Genomic DNA, 12986 nt, shown 5'->3' with positions numbered 1-12986 from the left:
CAGGGCGGCGCCGCACGGGCAGGGCCCGGACCGCGATACGCGGGCCGGGCCCTGCTGCCGTATCCGGGCCGGACGGCTTCAGCCGGCGGCCAGGAGGACCGTGCCCGCCAGGGCCAGGCCCGCGCCGGCCGCCTGGACGGCGCGCAGGCGCTCCTTGAGCACGGCGAAGGCGGCGAGCGCGGTGACCACGGGGTAGAGCGAGGACAGCACGGCGGCCAAGGTGACGGGGCCGTTCTGGGCGGCGATGGAGTAGGTGCCGTTCGCCGCGACGTCCGCGAGGCCGACGAAGGCCAGCGCGGGCAGCAGCGTCCACAGGATCCGCGGGCCGGCGCCCGACGGCAGGGCCGGGACCCCGCGCCGGGTCTGGGCCCACAGGGCGGCGCCGCCGACGCAGACATTGGTGACGCGCTGTACGAAAAGGGCGAGGAACAGCCCCGTGAGGGTCGTGGACGCCTGCGCGATCAGGGCCATCACCGCGCCGAACCCGAAGGCCGCGACCAGGGTGAGGACGACGGCCTGCCGCTGCACGGGGGCGCCGCGCAGCTCCGGGCCGCCCGCGAGGACGATGCCGACGACGGCCACCGCGATCCCCGCGAACTGGCCGAGGCCGGGCCGCTCACCCAGCATCAGCCCCGCAGCGACGGGCACGACCACCCCGAGGGAACCCAGCGGCGAGACCACGCCCATCGGGCCGAGGGCCAGCGCCTTGTAGAAGCTGAGCATGGCGACCGGTCCGACCAGGCCCGCCCCCACCGCGAACCACAACTGCGGTCCCGCCTCGCGCCAGGCGCCGGTGGCGAGCACCACCGTGCCGAGCACCGCGACGGCGAGGACCTGCGAGACGACGACCACCGTGAGGGCGGGTATCCGGCGGGTCAGCAGACCGCCGCCGAAGTCGGCGAGACCCCACAGCACGGCTGTGGCCAGGGCGAAGAGGGCGGTCATGGGGGCCTCGCAGTACAGTGCGGTGAACGGTGGAGTGCAGCATCGAATACACAGCACGGTAGTGCAGTCCCTTGGACTGCGCCATCCAAGATATTGGACGCAATGGTGTCGGATCTCGAACAGCTCAGCCTGGCGCTCGCCCGCAACCTCAAGAGGTGGCGCGGTGAGCGCGGTCTCACCCTGGACTCGCTCGCGGCCCGCTCGGGGGTGAGTCGGGGGATGATCATCCAGATCGAGCAGGCCCGTACGAACCCCAGCGTGGGCACCACGGTCAGACTGGCCGACGCCCTGGGGGTCAGCATCTCCTCGCTCCTCGACTACGACCGGGGCCCGCAGGTCCGGATCGTCGCGCCGGACCAGGTCGTCCGGATCTGGTCGAGCGAGGCCGGCAGCTCGACGACCATGCTGATCGGCACCGACGAGCGCGGGCCGATGGAGCTGTGGACCTGGCGGCTCGTGCCGGGTGAGGGGACCGAGTCCGCCCCGCACCCCTCCGGCACCATCGAGATGCTGCACGTCACGGCCGGGGAGCTGACCCTGGTGGTCGGCGAGGAGGAGTTCCGCGTACCGGCCGGGGCCGCGGCCACCTTCGAGGCCAACCTCCCGCACTCCTACCGCAACGACGGTGCCGAACCGATGGAGATGACCCTCGCGGTGTCCGTCCCGCCCATGCCGGCGCCGCGCGCCCGGCGTGAGCCGCACGACACCCCGTAGGGGACGGCACCCCTAGAGCGCGGGGATCTCGATCGCGGGGCAGCGGTCCATGACCATGGTCAGCCCGGCCTCGCGGGTCCGGTCGAAGGCGGCCTCGTCGATCACGCCGAGCTGGAACCAGACGGCTGCGGCCCCGACGGCGACCGCCTGGTCGGCCACCGGGCCGGCCAGCTCGCTGTTCACGAAGACGTTCACCACGTCCACCTCGAACGGGATCTCCTCCAGCGAGGCGTACCCGGGCTCGCCGTGCACCGTCTCGGCCTTGGGGTGGACGGGGACCACGCGCTTGCCGAACCGCTGGAGCACGCGCGCCACCCCGTAGGCCGCCCGCTGCCGGTTGTTCGAGAGGCCCACCACGGCCCAGGTGTCACCGAGCTCGGTGAGGATCTTGCGGATGGCTGCCGGATCGCCGTACACGTGTGCCGCCTCTTGCTGGTGCTGGTGCTGGTGCTGGTGCTGGTGCTGGTGCGGCCGGCCTCGTCGCCGGCCGCTCAGCGGGATCAACAGAAAGGACACATGTCCGATTCCCCGTAGACACCTCAGGGTCCTGACTCGTCAAGCTGTAGACCTCGACGCCCTGTGTAGCCTGTCGATCTGTTCGAACGGGATGGGTGGGCCATGGAGACGCTGGTGGAGGAGGCCGTCGCTGAGGCGCTGCGCGGCGGAGGCGGCGAGGGGATCCGCCTGTATGTCGCTGCCTGCACCGAACGCATGGCGCCGCTGTTCGCGGGCCTGCGGGCCGGCGAGCCGGGGCGCGAAGCCGACATGGACTTCTATGCGGAGTCCGTGCGCGATTTTTGGTATGCCGACCGGCCGCTCGGGGACGCCCCCGACCGCGTGCGCCTGCTGGAGCGGTTCCCCGAGCTTCAGTCGACCGAGGAGGGGATCACGGATGTCGCCGACACCTACGCCTTCTTCGCTGCCCTCTGCCTGCGGTATGCCCTGCTGGCCCACGGCTCGGGAAGCGCTGATGCCGCGGTGTCCTGCGGCCATGCGGCGCTCACCGCGATGGGCATGCTGGACCAGAACGTGGCGGGTGCCAGCTTTCTCGCTGAGGAACACCGGCTCCAGTCCCTCTCGCTGGACGGTGACATTTCAGGCCTGTGGGACGCGAGCGTCACGGCAGGGCGGGAGAGGTTCCGTGCAGTGGTGGGCCGCCTGTCCCGCTAGGCATGCTCCTGATCGCTGCCGGCGAGATGCGCCCCTGGCTATGCGGCCGCTATGCCCACCTCGTCGGGTGGGGCTGGGAAGGCAAGTGCCTCGTCATATCGATGACTCCCAGCTCTACCACTGCCTCCACTAGCCGGCGTGGTTGAGGCGGTCGTTCTTCACCCAGCGTCGGGTGATGCCGGACTTCTTGCCGGACGCCCGGGTGATGGGCGAGGCGCCGGCGTATGCCTCCAGGCCGCGGGCGTCGGTGAACCGTTGCCGGTCGTCTCCGATCTCGGCGAGGAGCCGGGCTCCGAGCTGTGTGCCGAGGCCGGATCAAAGATCCTGGCGTCAGTAGGCGGCCGCCCGGCGCCCGCGCAATTGCTACCACCACGAGCACCAGGCCTGCCCACCGATCTACGGGAAGGCGTCGCAGCCCAGGTGGAGCCAGATGTGACAGCCCTGGCGCTCGAACAGCCCGCCCGTTTCTCATCCGGCCGGACCGCTCTTCACCACGGATTAGGGTGGTGCGGTGAAGGCAGACCAGTACGTGACGGTGGCCCGCGAGGGCGTGCACGAGTCCGAGATCAACCGCTCGCGCTTCCTGTGCTCGCTCGCGCCCGCCGCGACCGAGCAGGAGGCGCAGGAGTTCATCGCGCGCGTCCGCAGGGAGCACCCCACCGCCACGCACAACTGCTTCGCCTACGTCATCGGAGCCGACGCGTCCGTCCAGAAGGCCAGCGACGACGGCGAGCCCGGCGGCACCGCCGGAGTCCCCATGCTGCAGATGCTCACGCGCCGGGACATCCGCTACGCGGTCGCCGTCGTCACCCGCTACTACGGCGGCGTGAAGCTCGGCGCCGGCGGGCTGATCAGGGCCTACGGCGGGGTCGTCGGCGAGGCCCTCGACGCGCTCGGGACCGTCACCCGGCGCCGCTACCGGCTGGCCACCGTCACCGTCGACCACCAGCGGGCCGGCAAGACCCAGAACGACCTGCGCTCCACCGGCCGGACCGTGGTCGACCTGCGCTACGGGGCCGCCGTGGAGATCGAGGTCGCCCTCCCGGAGGCGGACCTGCCCGCCTTCGAGGCCTGGCTCGCCGACAGCACGGCGGGCAGCGCCACCCTCACCCTCGGCGGAGAGACGTACGCGCCATGAGGGCCCGGTCCGTTCGTACGAGCGACCCCGTGCCGGCCCCGCCGGTGGGTGGCGGCCCCCGCGCCGCCGCCCGGCTCGTTCCCGCCCTCCGTGGTCAGCCGGCCCCGGCGCCGATGGCAGACTGAGATCCGTGCCGGAGCGGATACCGGCGGGCGCCGACGTGGGGGACCGACTGCGGCGCCCGAGCTGGTTCCGTGTGGGGTTCGGAGGTGGAGGAGCAGGAGAAGTGCAGGTCGGAGCGATGTTTTGAGAATTCTGCACACCTCCGACTGGCACCTCGGCCGGGCCTTCCACCGTGTGAACCTGCTCGGCGCCCAGGCGGCCTTCCTCGACCACCTCGTGGCGACCGTCCGCGAGCGCGAGGTCGACGCCGTCCTCGTCGCCGGTGACATCTACGACCGGGCTGTGCCCCCGCTGCCCGCCGTCGAGCTCTACGACCGGGCCCTGCACCGGCTCGCGGAGCTCGGCGTGCCCACCGTCATGATCTCCGGCAACCACGACTCCGCGCGCCGCCTCGGAGTCGGGGCCGGGCTCATCGACCGCGCCGGGATTCACCTGCGGACCGACCCGGCCGGCTGCGCCGAGCCCGTGGTGCTGGCCGACGTACACGGTGAGGTGGCGCTGTACGGCCTGCCCTATCTGGAACCGGCCCTGGTCAAGGAAGAGTTCGGTACGCGGAAGGTCAGTCACGAGGCCGTGCTGGGCGCGGCCATGGACCGGATCCGGGCCGACCTGGCCACCCGCGCGCCCGGCACCCGCTCCGTCGTCCTGGCACACGCCTTCGTCACCGGCGGGCAGGCCAGCGACAGCGAACGCGACATCGCCGTCGGCGGGGTCGAGGCCGTGCCCGCCTCCGTCTTCGACGGGGTGGACTACGCCGCCCTCGGCCACCTCCACGGCTGCCAGACGATCAACGAACGGGTCCGCTACTCGGGTTCCCCGCTCGCCTACTCCTTCTCCGAGGCCGACCACCGCAAGACGATGTGGCTGATCGACCTGGGCGCGGCGGGGGAGATCGCCGGCGCCGAGCGGATCGACACCCCCGTACCGCGCGCCCTGGCGCGGCTGCGCGGACGGCTCGCGGACCTGCTGGAGGAGCCGGCGTACGCGGCGCACGAGGACGCCTGGGTCGAGGCCACCCTCACCGACCCGGTCCGCCCCGACGACCCCATGGCCCGCCTCGCCGCCCGCTTCCCGCACACCCTCACCCTCGCCTTCGACCCCGAGGGCCGTACCGAGGAGGCCGGCGCCTCCTACGCCCAGCGCCTGCGCGGCCGCAGCGACCAGGAGATCGCCGAGGACTTCGTCGCCCACGTGCGCGGCGGCCACGCGGACGACGCCGAACGGGCCGTCCTGCAGAGCGCCTTCGACGCCGTGCGGGCCGACGACAGCCGTCAGGAGACCCACCGATGAGGCTGCACCGGCTGGCGGTGACCGCCTTCGGGCCCTTCGCCGAGCCCCAGGAGATCGACTTCGACGCCCTGTCCGGCGCCGGGATCTTCCTGCTGCACGGGCCCACCGGCGCCGGGAAGACCTCCGTGCTCGACGCCGTCTGCTACGCGCTCTACGGATCCGTGCCCGGCCCCCGCCAGGCCCCCGGCACCAGCCTGCGCAGCGACCACGCCTCCGCCGGGACCCCGACCGAGGTCACCCTCGAACTCACCGCGGGCGGCCGCCGCCTGGAGATCACCCGGCGCCCCGAACAGGAACGCCCCAAGAAACGCGGCACCGGCACGACCAAGGACAAGGCCCAGAGCTGGCTGCGCGAGCACACCGGCGAGGGCTGGCAGGCGCTCAGCCGCTCCCACCAGGAGATCGGCGAGGAGATCGAGCAGCTGCTCGGCATGAGCCGCGAGCAGTTCTGCCAGGTCGTGCTCTTGCCGCAGGGGGAGTTCGCACGCTTCCTGCGCGCCGACGAGGCGGCGCGCGGCCGGCTGCTCGGCCGCCTCTTCGACACCCGCCGCTTCGCCGCCGTCGAAGCCCTGCTCGGGGAGCGCCGCCGGGCCGCCGAGGCCAAGGTCCGGGCCGGGGACGAGAAGGTGCTGCACACCGCGCAGCGGCTCGCCCAGGCCGCGGGGGACAGCGCCGACCTGCGGGCCTGGCCGCTGCCCGCCCACCAGCCCGGGGACCCCGGGCTGGCCGAGGCGATCCGGGCCTGGGCGGCCGTCGCCCGGTGCGCGGCCCGTGAGCGGTACGAGGTCGCCGAGTACGCGCTGGCCGCCGTGGAGAGCCGGCACGCCGCCGCCCGGCGGGCCGCCGAGGACGAGCGCGAGCTCGACCGGCTCCAGCGCCGGCACGCGGAGACCGCCCGCCGGGCCGCCCTGCTCGCCGAGGCCGGGCCCGAGCGCGAGCGCGTGCGCGGCCTGCTGGACCGGGCCCGGCGCGGCGCCCTGGTGGCCCCCGCCCTGGAGCTGCGCGGCGCGGCCTTCGCGGCGCACCTGGCCGCCGCGCACGCCGAGTCGGCCGCCCGGGCGGAACTGCCGCCCCCGCTCAAGGAGGCCGGCGCCGAGCAGCTGGCCGACGTCGAGCAGCGGCTGCGCGAGGACCTGGGCGCGCTCGGCGCCGCCCACCGGGCCGAGCAGCGCAGCGCCGAGATCGGCCGAGAGCGGGCCGACCTGGAGCGGGAGGCCCGTGCGGCCGAGGAACAGCTCCAGGAGTCCGCCGAGTGGCTCGAACGCTGGGAGGGCACCCGGGCCGCGCTCCAGCAGCGGGTGGAGGCCGCCCAGCAGGCCGCCACCGAGGCCGAGCACTTCGCGGGCCGGCTGGAACCCGCCCGCATGCAGTTGAACGCCGCCCGGCGGCGCGACGAGTTCGCCACCGCCGAGGAACGCGCCGCGGGCGAACTGCTCGCCCTGCGCGAGGACGCGGCCGCCGCCCGGGAGCGCTGGCTGGAGCTCAAGGAGGCCCGGCTGCGCGGGATCGCCGCCGAGCTCGCCGAAGCGCTGGTGGCGGGGGAGGCCTGCACCGTGTGCGGGTCCGCGGAGCACCCGGCTCCGGCCCGCCCGGCCCCCGGGCACGTGGACCGCGCCGCCGAGGACGCGGCCCACGCCCGCTTCGAACGGGCCGAGCAGGACCGCGCGGCCGTCGAGCGCCGGCTGGCCGCGGCCCGGGAGGCCCGCGCCGAGGCCGCTGCCGCCGCCGGGGACGCCACCACCGAGGAACTCCTCGCCCTGACCTCGGAGCTGAGCGCCGGGCACGCCGCCGCGCATGCCGCGGCCGCCGGACTGCACGCCGCCCGGGAGCAGCTCGCCCGCGCCGAGCGGGAGCACGCCGCGCGCAGCGCCGACCGGCAGGGCGCCGAGACCCGGGCCGCCGCCCGGGCCTCCCGCCGCGAAGCCCTGGACCGCGAACAGGCCTCGCTGGAGGCCGAGCTGGTGCTCCTGCGGGACGGCGCGCCCACGGTCGCCGCCCGGGCCCGCACCCTGGAGGACCGGGTCCGGATGGTCTCCGCGGCCGCCGCCTCGCTGCGCCGGGCGGAGGCCACCGCGGCCCGGCTGAAGGAGGCCGACGACCAGCTCGCCGACGCCGCCTTCAAGGCCGGCTTCGACACCATCGAGGCTGCCGCCGACGCGGTGCTCCCCGAGTACGAACGCACGGCGCTCCAACACCGGCTGGACGCCTGGCAGGCAGAAGAAGCCCTGCTGGCGGACCGCCGGGGCGAGAGCGGCGCCGCCGCGGCGGCAGCCCTGCCCCCGGCCGCACCGGAGGCGGCCGAGGTGTACGCAGCCGAGGCCGCGGCGAAGCTTCGTACCGCCGCGTCTTCGGTGGACGCGGCCCGCGTCCGGTGCGAGGAGCTGGACCGGCTCTCCCTGCAGGCCGAGCGGGAACTGCGCGCGCTCGGCCCGCTGCGCGAGGAGTACGAGAGGGTCGCCCGGCTGGCCGGACTCACCGCGGGCACCTCCGCCGACAACGAACGCCGGATGCGGCTGGAGGCCTACGTGCTGGCCGCCCGCCTGGAGCAGGTGGCCGCGGCCGCGACGGTACGGCTGCTGCGCATGTCCGGGGGCCGGTACACGCTGGTCCACTCCGACGCGCGCGCCGGCGGGCGGGGGCGTTCCGGTCTCGGGCTGCACGTGGTCGACGCCTGGACCGGCAGCGAGCGGGACACCGCCACGCTGTCGGGCGGCGAGACCTTCTTCGCCTCGCTCGCCCTCGCACTGGGTCTGGCCGACGTGGTCACCGACGAGGCGGGCGGCATGCGGCTGGACACCCTCTTCATCGACGAGGGCTTCGGCAGCCTCGACGACCAGGCGCTGGACGAGGTGCTGGACGTACTGGACTCCCTGCGCGAGCGGGACCGCAGCGTCGGCATCGTGAGCCACGTCGCCGACCTGCGCACCCGGGTGCAGGCGCAGCTGGAGATCGTCAAGCAGCGCGGGGGTTCCGTGGTGCGCCACCGGACGGCGGCGCTGACGGACTGAGGGTGCAGCGTTCAGTGACTGAGCGGCCTGCGCGGCAGCGGCGAGGAGTAGACGATGCTCGTCGTCACCGGGCCGAGGCCGGAGATGCGGCCCGTGACCTCTTCCAGGTGGGCCATCGAACGGGCGGCGACCTTGAGGACGAAGCAGTCGTCGCCGGTGACGTGATGCGCCTCCAGGATCTCGGGGGTGGCCTCCAGGAAGTCGTGGAACGGCTTGTAGTTGCCGTGCGGATAGCGCAGCCGCACCAGGGCGAGGATCGCCTTGCCGAGCTTCTCCGGGTCCACCACCGCCGTGTAGCCGGTGATGATGCCGACCTCCTCCAGGCGGCGGACCCGCTCGGTCACGGCGCTCGCGGACATGGACACGGCGCGGGCCAGCTCGGTGAAGCTGGCGCGCCCGTCCTGCTGGAGGACTTCGAGGATCCGCCAGTCGGTGGCGTCAGGGGAATAGTCGGTCATGGCCCAGGTCTAGCAGGGGATTTCCCGGCTGGACAAGCGGAACGCCGGGAAAAACCGCTTCCGGAGAAGATCAACAGATCGTAGATTTTGGGTCATGACGACGACGCACACGCACTCCGTGAACCAGCCGGCCCCGGGCACCGCGCCCGCCACCGCCTCCGCTCCCGCCTCCACCTCCGCGAACCCCGTGCTCCGGGTGCCCCCGGCCTCCCCGGCCGCGGCGGCCGCGTACTTCGCGGCGAGCCTGGCCTTCCACGCGGACGTGTCGGACGTCGCCGCCGCCTACAAGGCCCACCGCGAGCAGGGCGCCGAGCTCGGCTTCCAGCTGATCGACTCCCGCTCCACCCCGTCCTGGGACCAGGCCCACGTGCCCGGAGCGATCCACCTGCCGACCGCCCTCATCCCCGAGCAGGCCGAGCGGCTCCTGGACAAGAACATCCCCGTGGTGACGTACTGCTGGGGCCCCGGCTGCAACGGAGGCACCCGCTCCGCCCTCGCCCTGGCCGAACTCGGCTTCCAGGTCAAGGAGATGCTCGGCGGGATCGAGTACTGGATCCGCGAGGGCTTCGAGGTCGAGACCTGGCAGGGCAACCAGCAGCGCGCCGAGGCGGACCCGCTGACCGCACCCACCGACTCCGACGACTGCGGCTGCTGACAACGGTATGGGGTGCAGGACGGGCCGCTCACCTCCCCGGGGAGGTGAGCGGCCCGTCCTGCGTAGGCGGCGACGAGGCCCGGGTCAGAGCTTCGAGAGCTCGTCCACCAGGTCGTCCAGCCCCAGCGCACCCTGCGACAGCGCGGCCATGTGCCAGGCCTTGAGGTCGAAGGAATCACCGTGCGCGGCGCGGGCGTTGTCCCGGCCCAGCAGCCAGGCGCGCTCGCCCAGCTTGTAGCCGATCGCCTGTCCCGGCATCGACAGGTACCGGGTCAGCTCGCTCTCGATGAAGTCCGCCGGGCGGCCGCTGTGCAGCCCGAAGAACTCCTGCGCGAGGTCGACCGTCCAGGTCTCGCCCGGGTGGAAGGGCGAGTCGTCGGGGATACGCAGCTCCAGGTGCATGCCGATGTCCACGATGACCCGCGCGGCGCGCATCATCTGGCAGTCCAGGTAGCCCAGGCGCTGCTCGGAGTCCTTGAGGTAGCCGAGCTCCTCCATCAGCCGCTCCGCGTACAGGGCCCAGCCCTCGCAGTTGGCGCTGACCCCGCCGACGGTGGCCTGGTAGCGGGAGAGCTGGTCCGCCACGTGCGTCCACTGCGCGAGCTGGAGGTGATGGCCCGGAACGCCCTCGTGGTACCAGGTGGAGACCAGGTCGTAGACCGGGAAGCTGGTCTGGCCCATCGTGGGCAGCCAGGTGCGGCCCGGCCGGGAGAAGTCCTCCGAGGGTGAGGTGTAGTACGGGGCCGCGGGGCCGCCCGGCGGGGCGATCCGCGACTCCACCTTCCGCACCCGCTCGGCGAGCTCGAAGTGGGTGCCGTCGAGGTTCTCGATGGCCTCGTCCATCAGGCCCTGGAGCCAGCCCTGGACCTCGTCCACGCCGATGCGGGTGCCGTGCTCGTCCAGGTGCTTCAGCGCCTCCCAGGGGCCGGCGCCCGGGAGGATCTTGGCCGCTTCGGTCTTCATCTCGCCGAGCAGCCGGTGGTACTCCGACCAGCCGTAGGCGTACGCCTCGTCGAGGTCGAGGTCGGTGCCGTTGAAGTACCGGGACCAGCGGGCGTACCGCTCGCGGCCCACGGTGTCGGGCTTCCCCGCGACGGCCGGGGCGTACACCTCCCGCAGCCAGTCGCGCAGTCCGACGACGGCGGCGGTGGCGCCGGCGGCCGCCTCGTCCAGCTCGGCGCGCAGGGTCTGCGGGCCGCCGGAGACGAAGTCCGCGAAGAAGGCGGGGCCGGAGCCGTCCTGGCCGGCCCAGGTGGTGAGCTGGTCGATCATGGTGGCGGTGGCGCGCGGACCGCCGTACAGGCCGCGCTCCAGGCCGAGTCCGAGGCTCTCGCGGTAGCCGGCGAACGTGGCCGGCACGGCTCGCAGCCGCTCGGCGATCGCCGCCCAGTCCTCGTCGGTGTCGGTGGGCGTCAGGCTGAAGACCTCGCGGACGCTGTGCGCGGGACTGTGGATGTTGCTGACCGCGCGCAGGTCCTCGTCGGCCTCGTGGACCGCGAGCTCGGCCGTGAGGCGCTCGCGCAGCAGGCGCGCGCAGCGCCGCTCGGCGTCGCTGTCGGCGCCGGGCAGCAGCTCGGCGGCGTCGAGGCGGACGAGGGTGGCGCGGGCGAGCTCGGCGACGGCCGCACGGCCGGCCGGGGAGAAGTCCGGGAGCTTGGCGGAGCTCGCGGCGTCTCCGAGGTAGGTGCCCGTGATCGGGTCGAGGGCGATGAGGTCGTCGACGTACGCGTCGGCCACCTGGCGGGGCAGCCGGGATGCGCTGCCGTTGTGGAGGATCTCTGACATGCGGCCATCTTCGTACGGGAGACCTGCTCCCGTCATTACAGATTGCCGTCAGCCTGCGGTCCTGGGTGGCCGAGGGGTGGACGGGTCGCCTCTGTCTCATCAACACACATGGTGTGTACGGGAGTTGGTGCCCGGGCTGGGTGGGAATCCGCGGGCCCGAGCGCCCGGAGCATGGCCGGATCCGGCCGGAGCTGCCTCCCCTGGCATGGGGCAGCCCCGGTCCGGTCCGGGCGGCTCAGTGCCGGGGGCGGCGCGCGGCCTGCTGCTCGTGGGGGAGCTCGTAGGGCAGCCGTGACGGGACCGGGGTAGCGTCCAGCCGGGCCGTGATCACCAGGGTGCCCTCCTCGATCTGGTAGTCGAGGGGGAGGCCGAGGCCGCGCATGGCGGCGACCATGCCGGTGTTGGAGGCCTGGGTGACGGCGTACACGCTGTCGCAGCCGGCCTCGACGGCCATCGCGATGAGCCGGCGCAGCAGTTCGGAGCCGATGCCGCGGCGCTGCCAGTCGTCCTCGATGAGGAGCGCGACCTCGGTCTCGTCGCCGTCCCACAGCAGGTGCCCGAGGGCGACGAGCTTCCCGGACGCGGTGGTGGCGGCGAGGGTGCGGCCGAAGCGGGGGCTCAGCAGGTGGCCGAGGTAGCGGTCGGCGTCGGAGACGGGGCCGTTGTAGCGCAGGCCGAGGGTGCGCTCGGAGCAGCGGTCGTGCATGGCGCGGGCCGCGGCCTGGTCGGATCCGTCGGCGCGGCGCACGGTGATCTCGTTGCCCTCGGGCAAGGTCAGGACGTCCTGGCTGCGCGGGACGCGCGGGCCGAGCCGGGTGTCGAGCTCGACGAGGGCCCGGGCACGGGCGAACTCGGTCGGGGTGAAGGGCAGGTAGGGCCGCTCCACGGTGATGACGCCGCCCGAGGGGTCGGGCAGGCGCAGGACCGTAGCCTCCAGGACGCCTTCGACCGGGGCGTCGGCGCCGGCGTTGGGGCGGCCGGAGAGGGTGGTCGCCGGGATCGAGTGGATCGTGCAGCGGCCGAGCAGCTGGCGCAGCGCGAGGGGGAGCTCCGCGGCGTCCAGGGCGGTGCGGGCGGCCAGGCCCAGGACGCGCGTCGGGGTGTCGACCAGGTCGTGGGCGTCGGCGCGTTCGATCCAGGTGCTGCGGCCGCCGGCCCCCGCGATGGCCCGGGTGAGGTCGGCGGAGGCCAGCTGCTGCGGGGCGCGCAGCAGGAACTCGTCGACCGTGCCGCCCTCGGGCAGCGGGTGGGTCTGGAGGGTCAGGATGTCGACGCCGTTACGGGCGAGTGCCGTGCAGAGGGCGGCCAGGGAGCCGGGCTCGTCCCGTACGGTCGTACGCATCCGCCACAGGGTGGCGGCCGCGGTCGCGGTGGGGGTGGCGCCCGACGGCGTCGGACGGGAGGGCGGCGCCGTACCGTACGGCGGCGGCGCATGGCTGTGGCGCCGCGCCCACCAGGTGTGGAAGGCCGCGGTGACCAGGAGTGCGACGGCCGAGGCGACCAGCAGGACGGGGCCCCTCGGACCGTGCACGACGAGGTTGGCGATGGCGTCGGCGACCGCGACGGCGCAGAAGAGCGCGGCGAGTTCGACGAGGTCGCGGCGCCAGTGGTGGTGGTGGGGACGCGGGGCGGAGGCGTGGCTGCGGTCAGTCATGCACACCACTGTGGCGCAGGGGTGTTGCGTGATCACGAACGCTCTG

General features: G+C 73.9%; 11 protein-coding genes and 1 pseudogene. 6 read left to right on the top strand and 6 right to left on the bottom strand.

Annotation, left to right across the window (positions count from 1 at the left end; genetic code table 11):
- Positions 1–78: 78 nt before the first annotated feature.
- Positions 79–945 (bottom strand): EamA family transporter, encoded by an 867-nt coding sequence (locus ACF059_RS07790; protein ID WP_392052812.1) that lies wholly within the window; start codon positions 943–945, stop codon positions 79–81.
- Positions 946–1050: 105 nt separating this feature from the next.
- On the opposite strand from ACF059_RS07790, the gene ACF059_RS07785 reads away from it, so the two are divergent.
- The gene (locus ACF059_RS07785; RefSeq protein ID WP_392053143.1) at positions 1051–1659 is read left to right on the top strand and encodes a helix-turn-helix domain-containing protein; all 609 of its coding nucleotides are present in this window, start codon (positions 1051–1053) and stop codon (positions 1657–1659) included.
- Positions 1660–1671: 12 nt separating this feature from the next.
- Here the strand turns inward: ACF059_RS07785 and ACF059_RS07780 are convergent, their stop codons facing one another.
- On the bottom strand, positions 1672–2076 hold the full coding sequence (locus ACF059_RS07780) for a CoA-binding protein (RefSeq protein WP_392053140.1): 405 nt from the start codon (positions 2074–2076) through the stop codon (positions 1672–1674).
- 201 nt (positions 2077–2277) lie between these two features.
- Between ACF059_RS07780 and ACF059_RS07775 the strand changes: the two genes are divergently transcribed.
- Positions 2278–2829 (top strand): hypothetical protein, encoded by a 552-nt coding sequence (locus ACF059_RS07775; protein ID WP_392052809.1) that lies wholly within the window; start codon positions 2278–2280, stop codon positions 2827–2829.
- A 132-nt stretch (positions 2830–2961) separates the two neighbouring features.
- On the opposite strand, the pseudogene ACF059_RS07770 reads toward ACF059_RS07775, so the two are convergent.
- Positions 2962–3141: pseudogene (locus tag ACF059_RS07770) on the bottom strand (transposase); the annotation flags it as partial.
- A gap of 199 nt (positions 3142–3340) precedes the next feature.
- On the opposite strand from ACF059_RS07770, the gene ACF059_RS07765 reads away from it, so the two are divergent.
- From ACF059_RS07765 to ACF059_RS07755, 3 genes are all read left to right on the top strand, one after another.
- Positions 3341–3967, top strand: a complete 627-nt coding sequence (locus ACF059_RS07765) for a YigZ family protein (protein WP_392052807.1) — start codon at positions 3341–3343, stop codon at positions 3965–3967.
- A 246-nt stretch (positions 3968–4213) separates the two neighbouring features.
- Positions 4214–5380 carry an exonuclease SbcCD subunit D gene (locus ACF059_RS07760; protein ID WP_392052804.1) on the top strand — a complete coding sequence of 389 codons (1167 nt, stop codon included), beginning with the start codon at positions 4214–4216 and terminating at the stop codon, positions 5378–5380.
- Positions 5377–8388 carry an AAA family ATPase gene (locus ACF059_RS07755; protein WP_392052802.1) on the top strand — a complete coding sequence of 1004 codons (3012 nt, stop codon included), beginning with the start codon at positions 5377–5379 and terminating at the stop codon, positions 8386–8388. The genes ACF059_RS07760 and ACF059_RS07755 overlap by 4 nt, the downstream gene beginning before the upstream one ends.
- Before the next feature lie 11 nt (positions 8389–8399).
- Here the strand turns inward: ACF059_RS07755 and ACF059_RS07750 are convergent, their stop codons facing one another.
- Positions 8400–8846, bottom strand: coding sequence for an Lrp/AsnC family transcriptional regulator (locus tag ACF059_RS07750; protein WP_392052799.1), 447 nt, complete (start codon positions 8844–8846; stop codon positions 8400–8402).
- A gap of 94 nt (positions 8847–8940) precedes the next feature.
- On the opposite strand from ACF059_RS07750, the gene ACF059_RS07745 reads away from it, so the two are divergent.
- On the top strand, positions 8941–9501 hold the full coding sequence (locus tag ACF059_RS07745; RefSeq protein ID WP_392052796.1) for a rhodanese-like domain-containing protein: 561 nt from the start codon (positions 8941–8943) through the stop codon (positions 9499–9501).
- A gap of 84 nt (positions 9502–9585) precedes the next feature.
- Here ACF059_RS07745 and ACF059_RS07740 read toward each other — a convergent pair whose 3' ends face one another.
- The gene (locus tag ACF059_RS07740; protein WP_392052793.1) at positions 9586–11286 is read right to left on the bottom strand and encodes a DUF885 domain-containing protein; all 1701 of its coding nucleotides are present in this window, start codon (positions 11284–11286) and stop codon (positions 9586–9588) included.
- A 235-nt stretch (positions 11287–11521) separates the two neighbouring features.
- Complete coding sequence (locus tag ACF059_RS07735; protein WP_392052790.1) at positions 11522–12940, bottom strand: GNAT family N-acetyltransferase; 1419 nt, start codon at positions 12938–12940, stop codon at positions 11522–11524.
- Positions 12941–12986: the final 46 nt, after the last annotated feature.

The organism is Streptomyces sp. NPDC016562 (genome assembly GCF_043076955.1).
Taxonomy (GTDB): Bacteria; Actinomycetota; Actinomycetes; order Streptomycetales; family Streptomycetaceae; genus Streptomyces.
This window is presented reverse-complemented; position numbering and strand designations above follow the sequence as displayed.

Coding starts and splice junctions, on each gene's coding strand:
- ACF059_RS07790 (WP_392052812.1), bottom strand. CDS start 945: ATGACCGCCCTCTTCGCCCTGGCCACAGCCGTGCTGTGGGGTCTCGCC.
- ACF059_RS07775 (WP_392052809.1), top strand. CDS start 2,278: ATGGAGACGCTGGTGGAGGAGGCCGTCGCTGAGGCGCTGCGCGGCGGA.
- ACF059_RS07755 (WP_392052802.1), top strand. CDS start 5,377: ATGAGGCTGCACCGGCTGGCGGTGACCGCCTTCGGGCCCTTCGCCGAG.
- ACF059_RS07750 (WP_392052799.1), bottom strand. CDS start 8,846: ATGACCGACTATTCCCCTGACGCCACCGACTGGCGGATCCTCGAAGTC.
- ACF059_RS07745 (WP_392052796.1), top strand. CDS start 8,941: ATGACGACGACGCACACGCACTCCGTGAACCAGCCGGCCCCGGGCACC.
- ACF059_RS07740 (WP_392052793.1), bottom strand. CDS start 11,286: ATGTCAGAGATCCTCCACAACGGCAGCGCATCCCGGCTGCCCCGCCAG.
- ACF059_RS07735 (WP_392052790.1), bottom strand. CDS start 12,940: ATGACTGACCGCAGCCACGCCTCCGCCCCGCGTCCCCACCACCACCAC.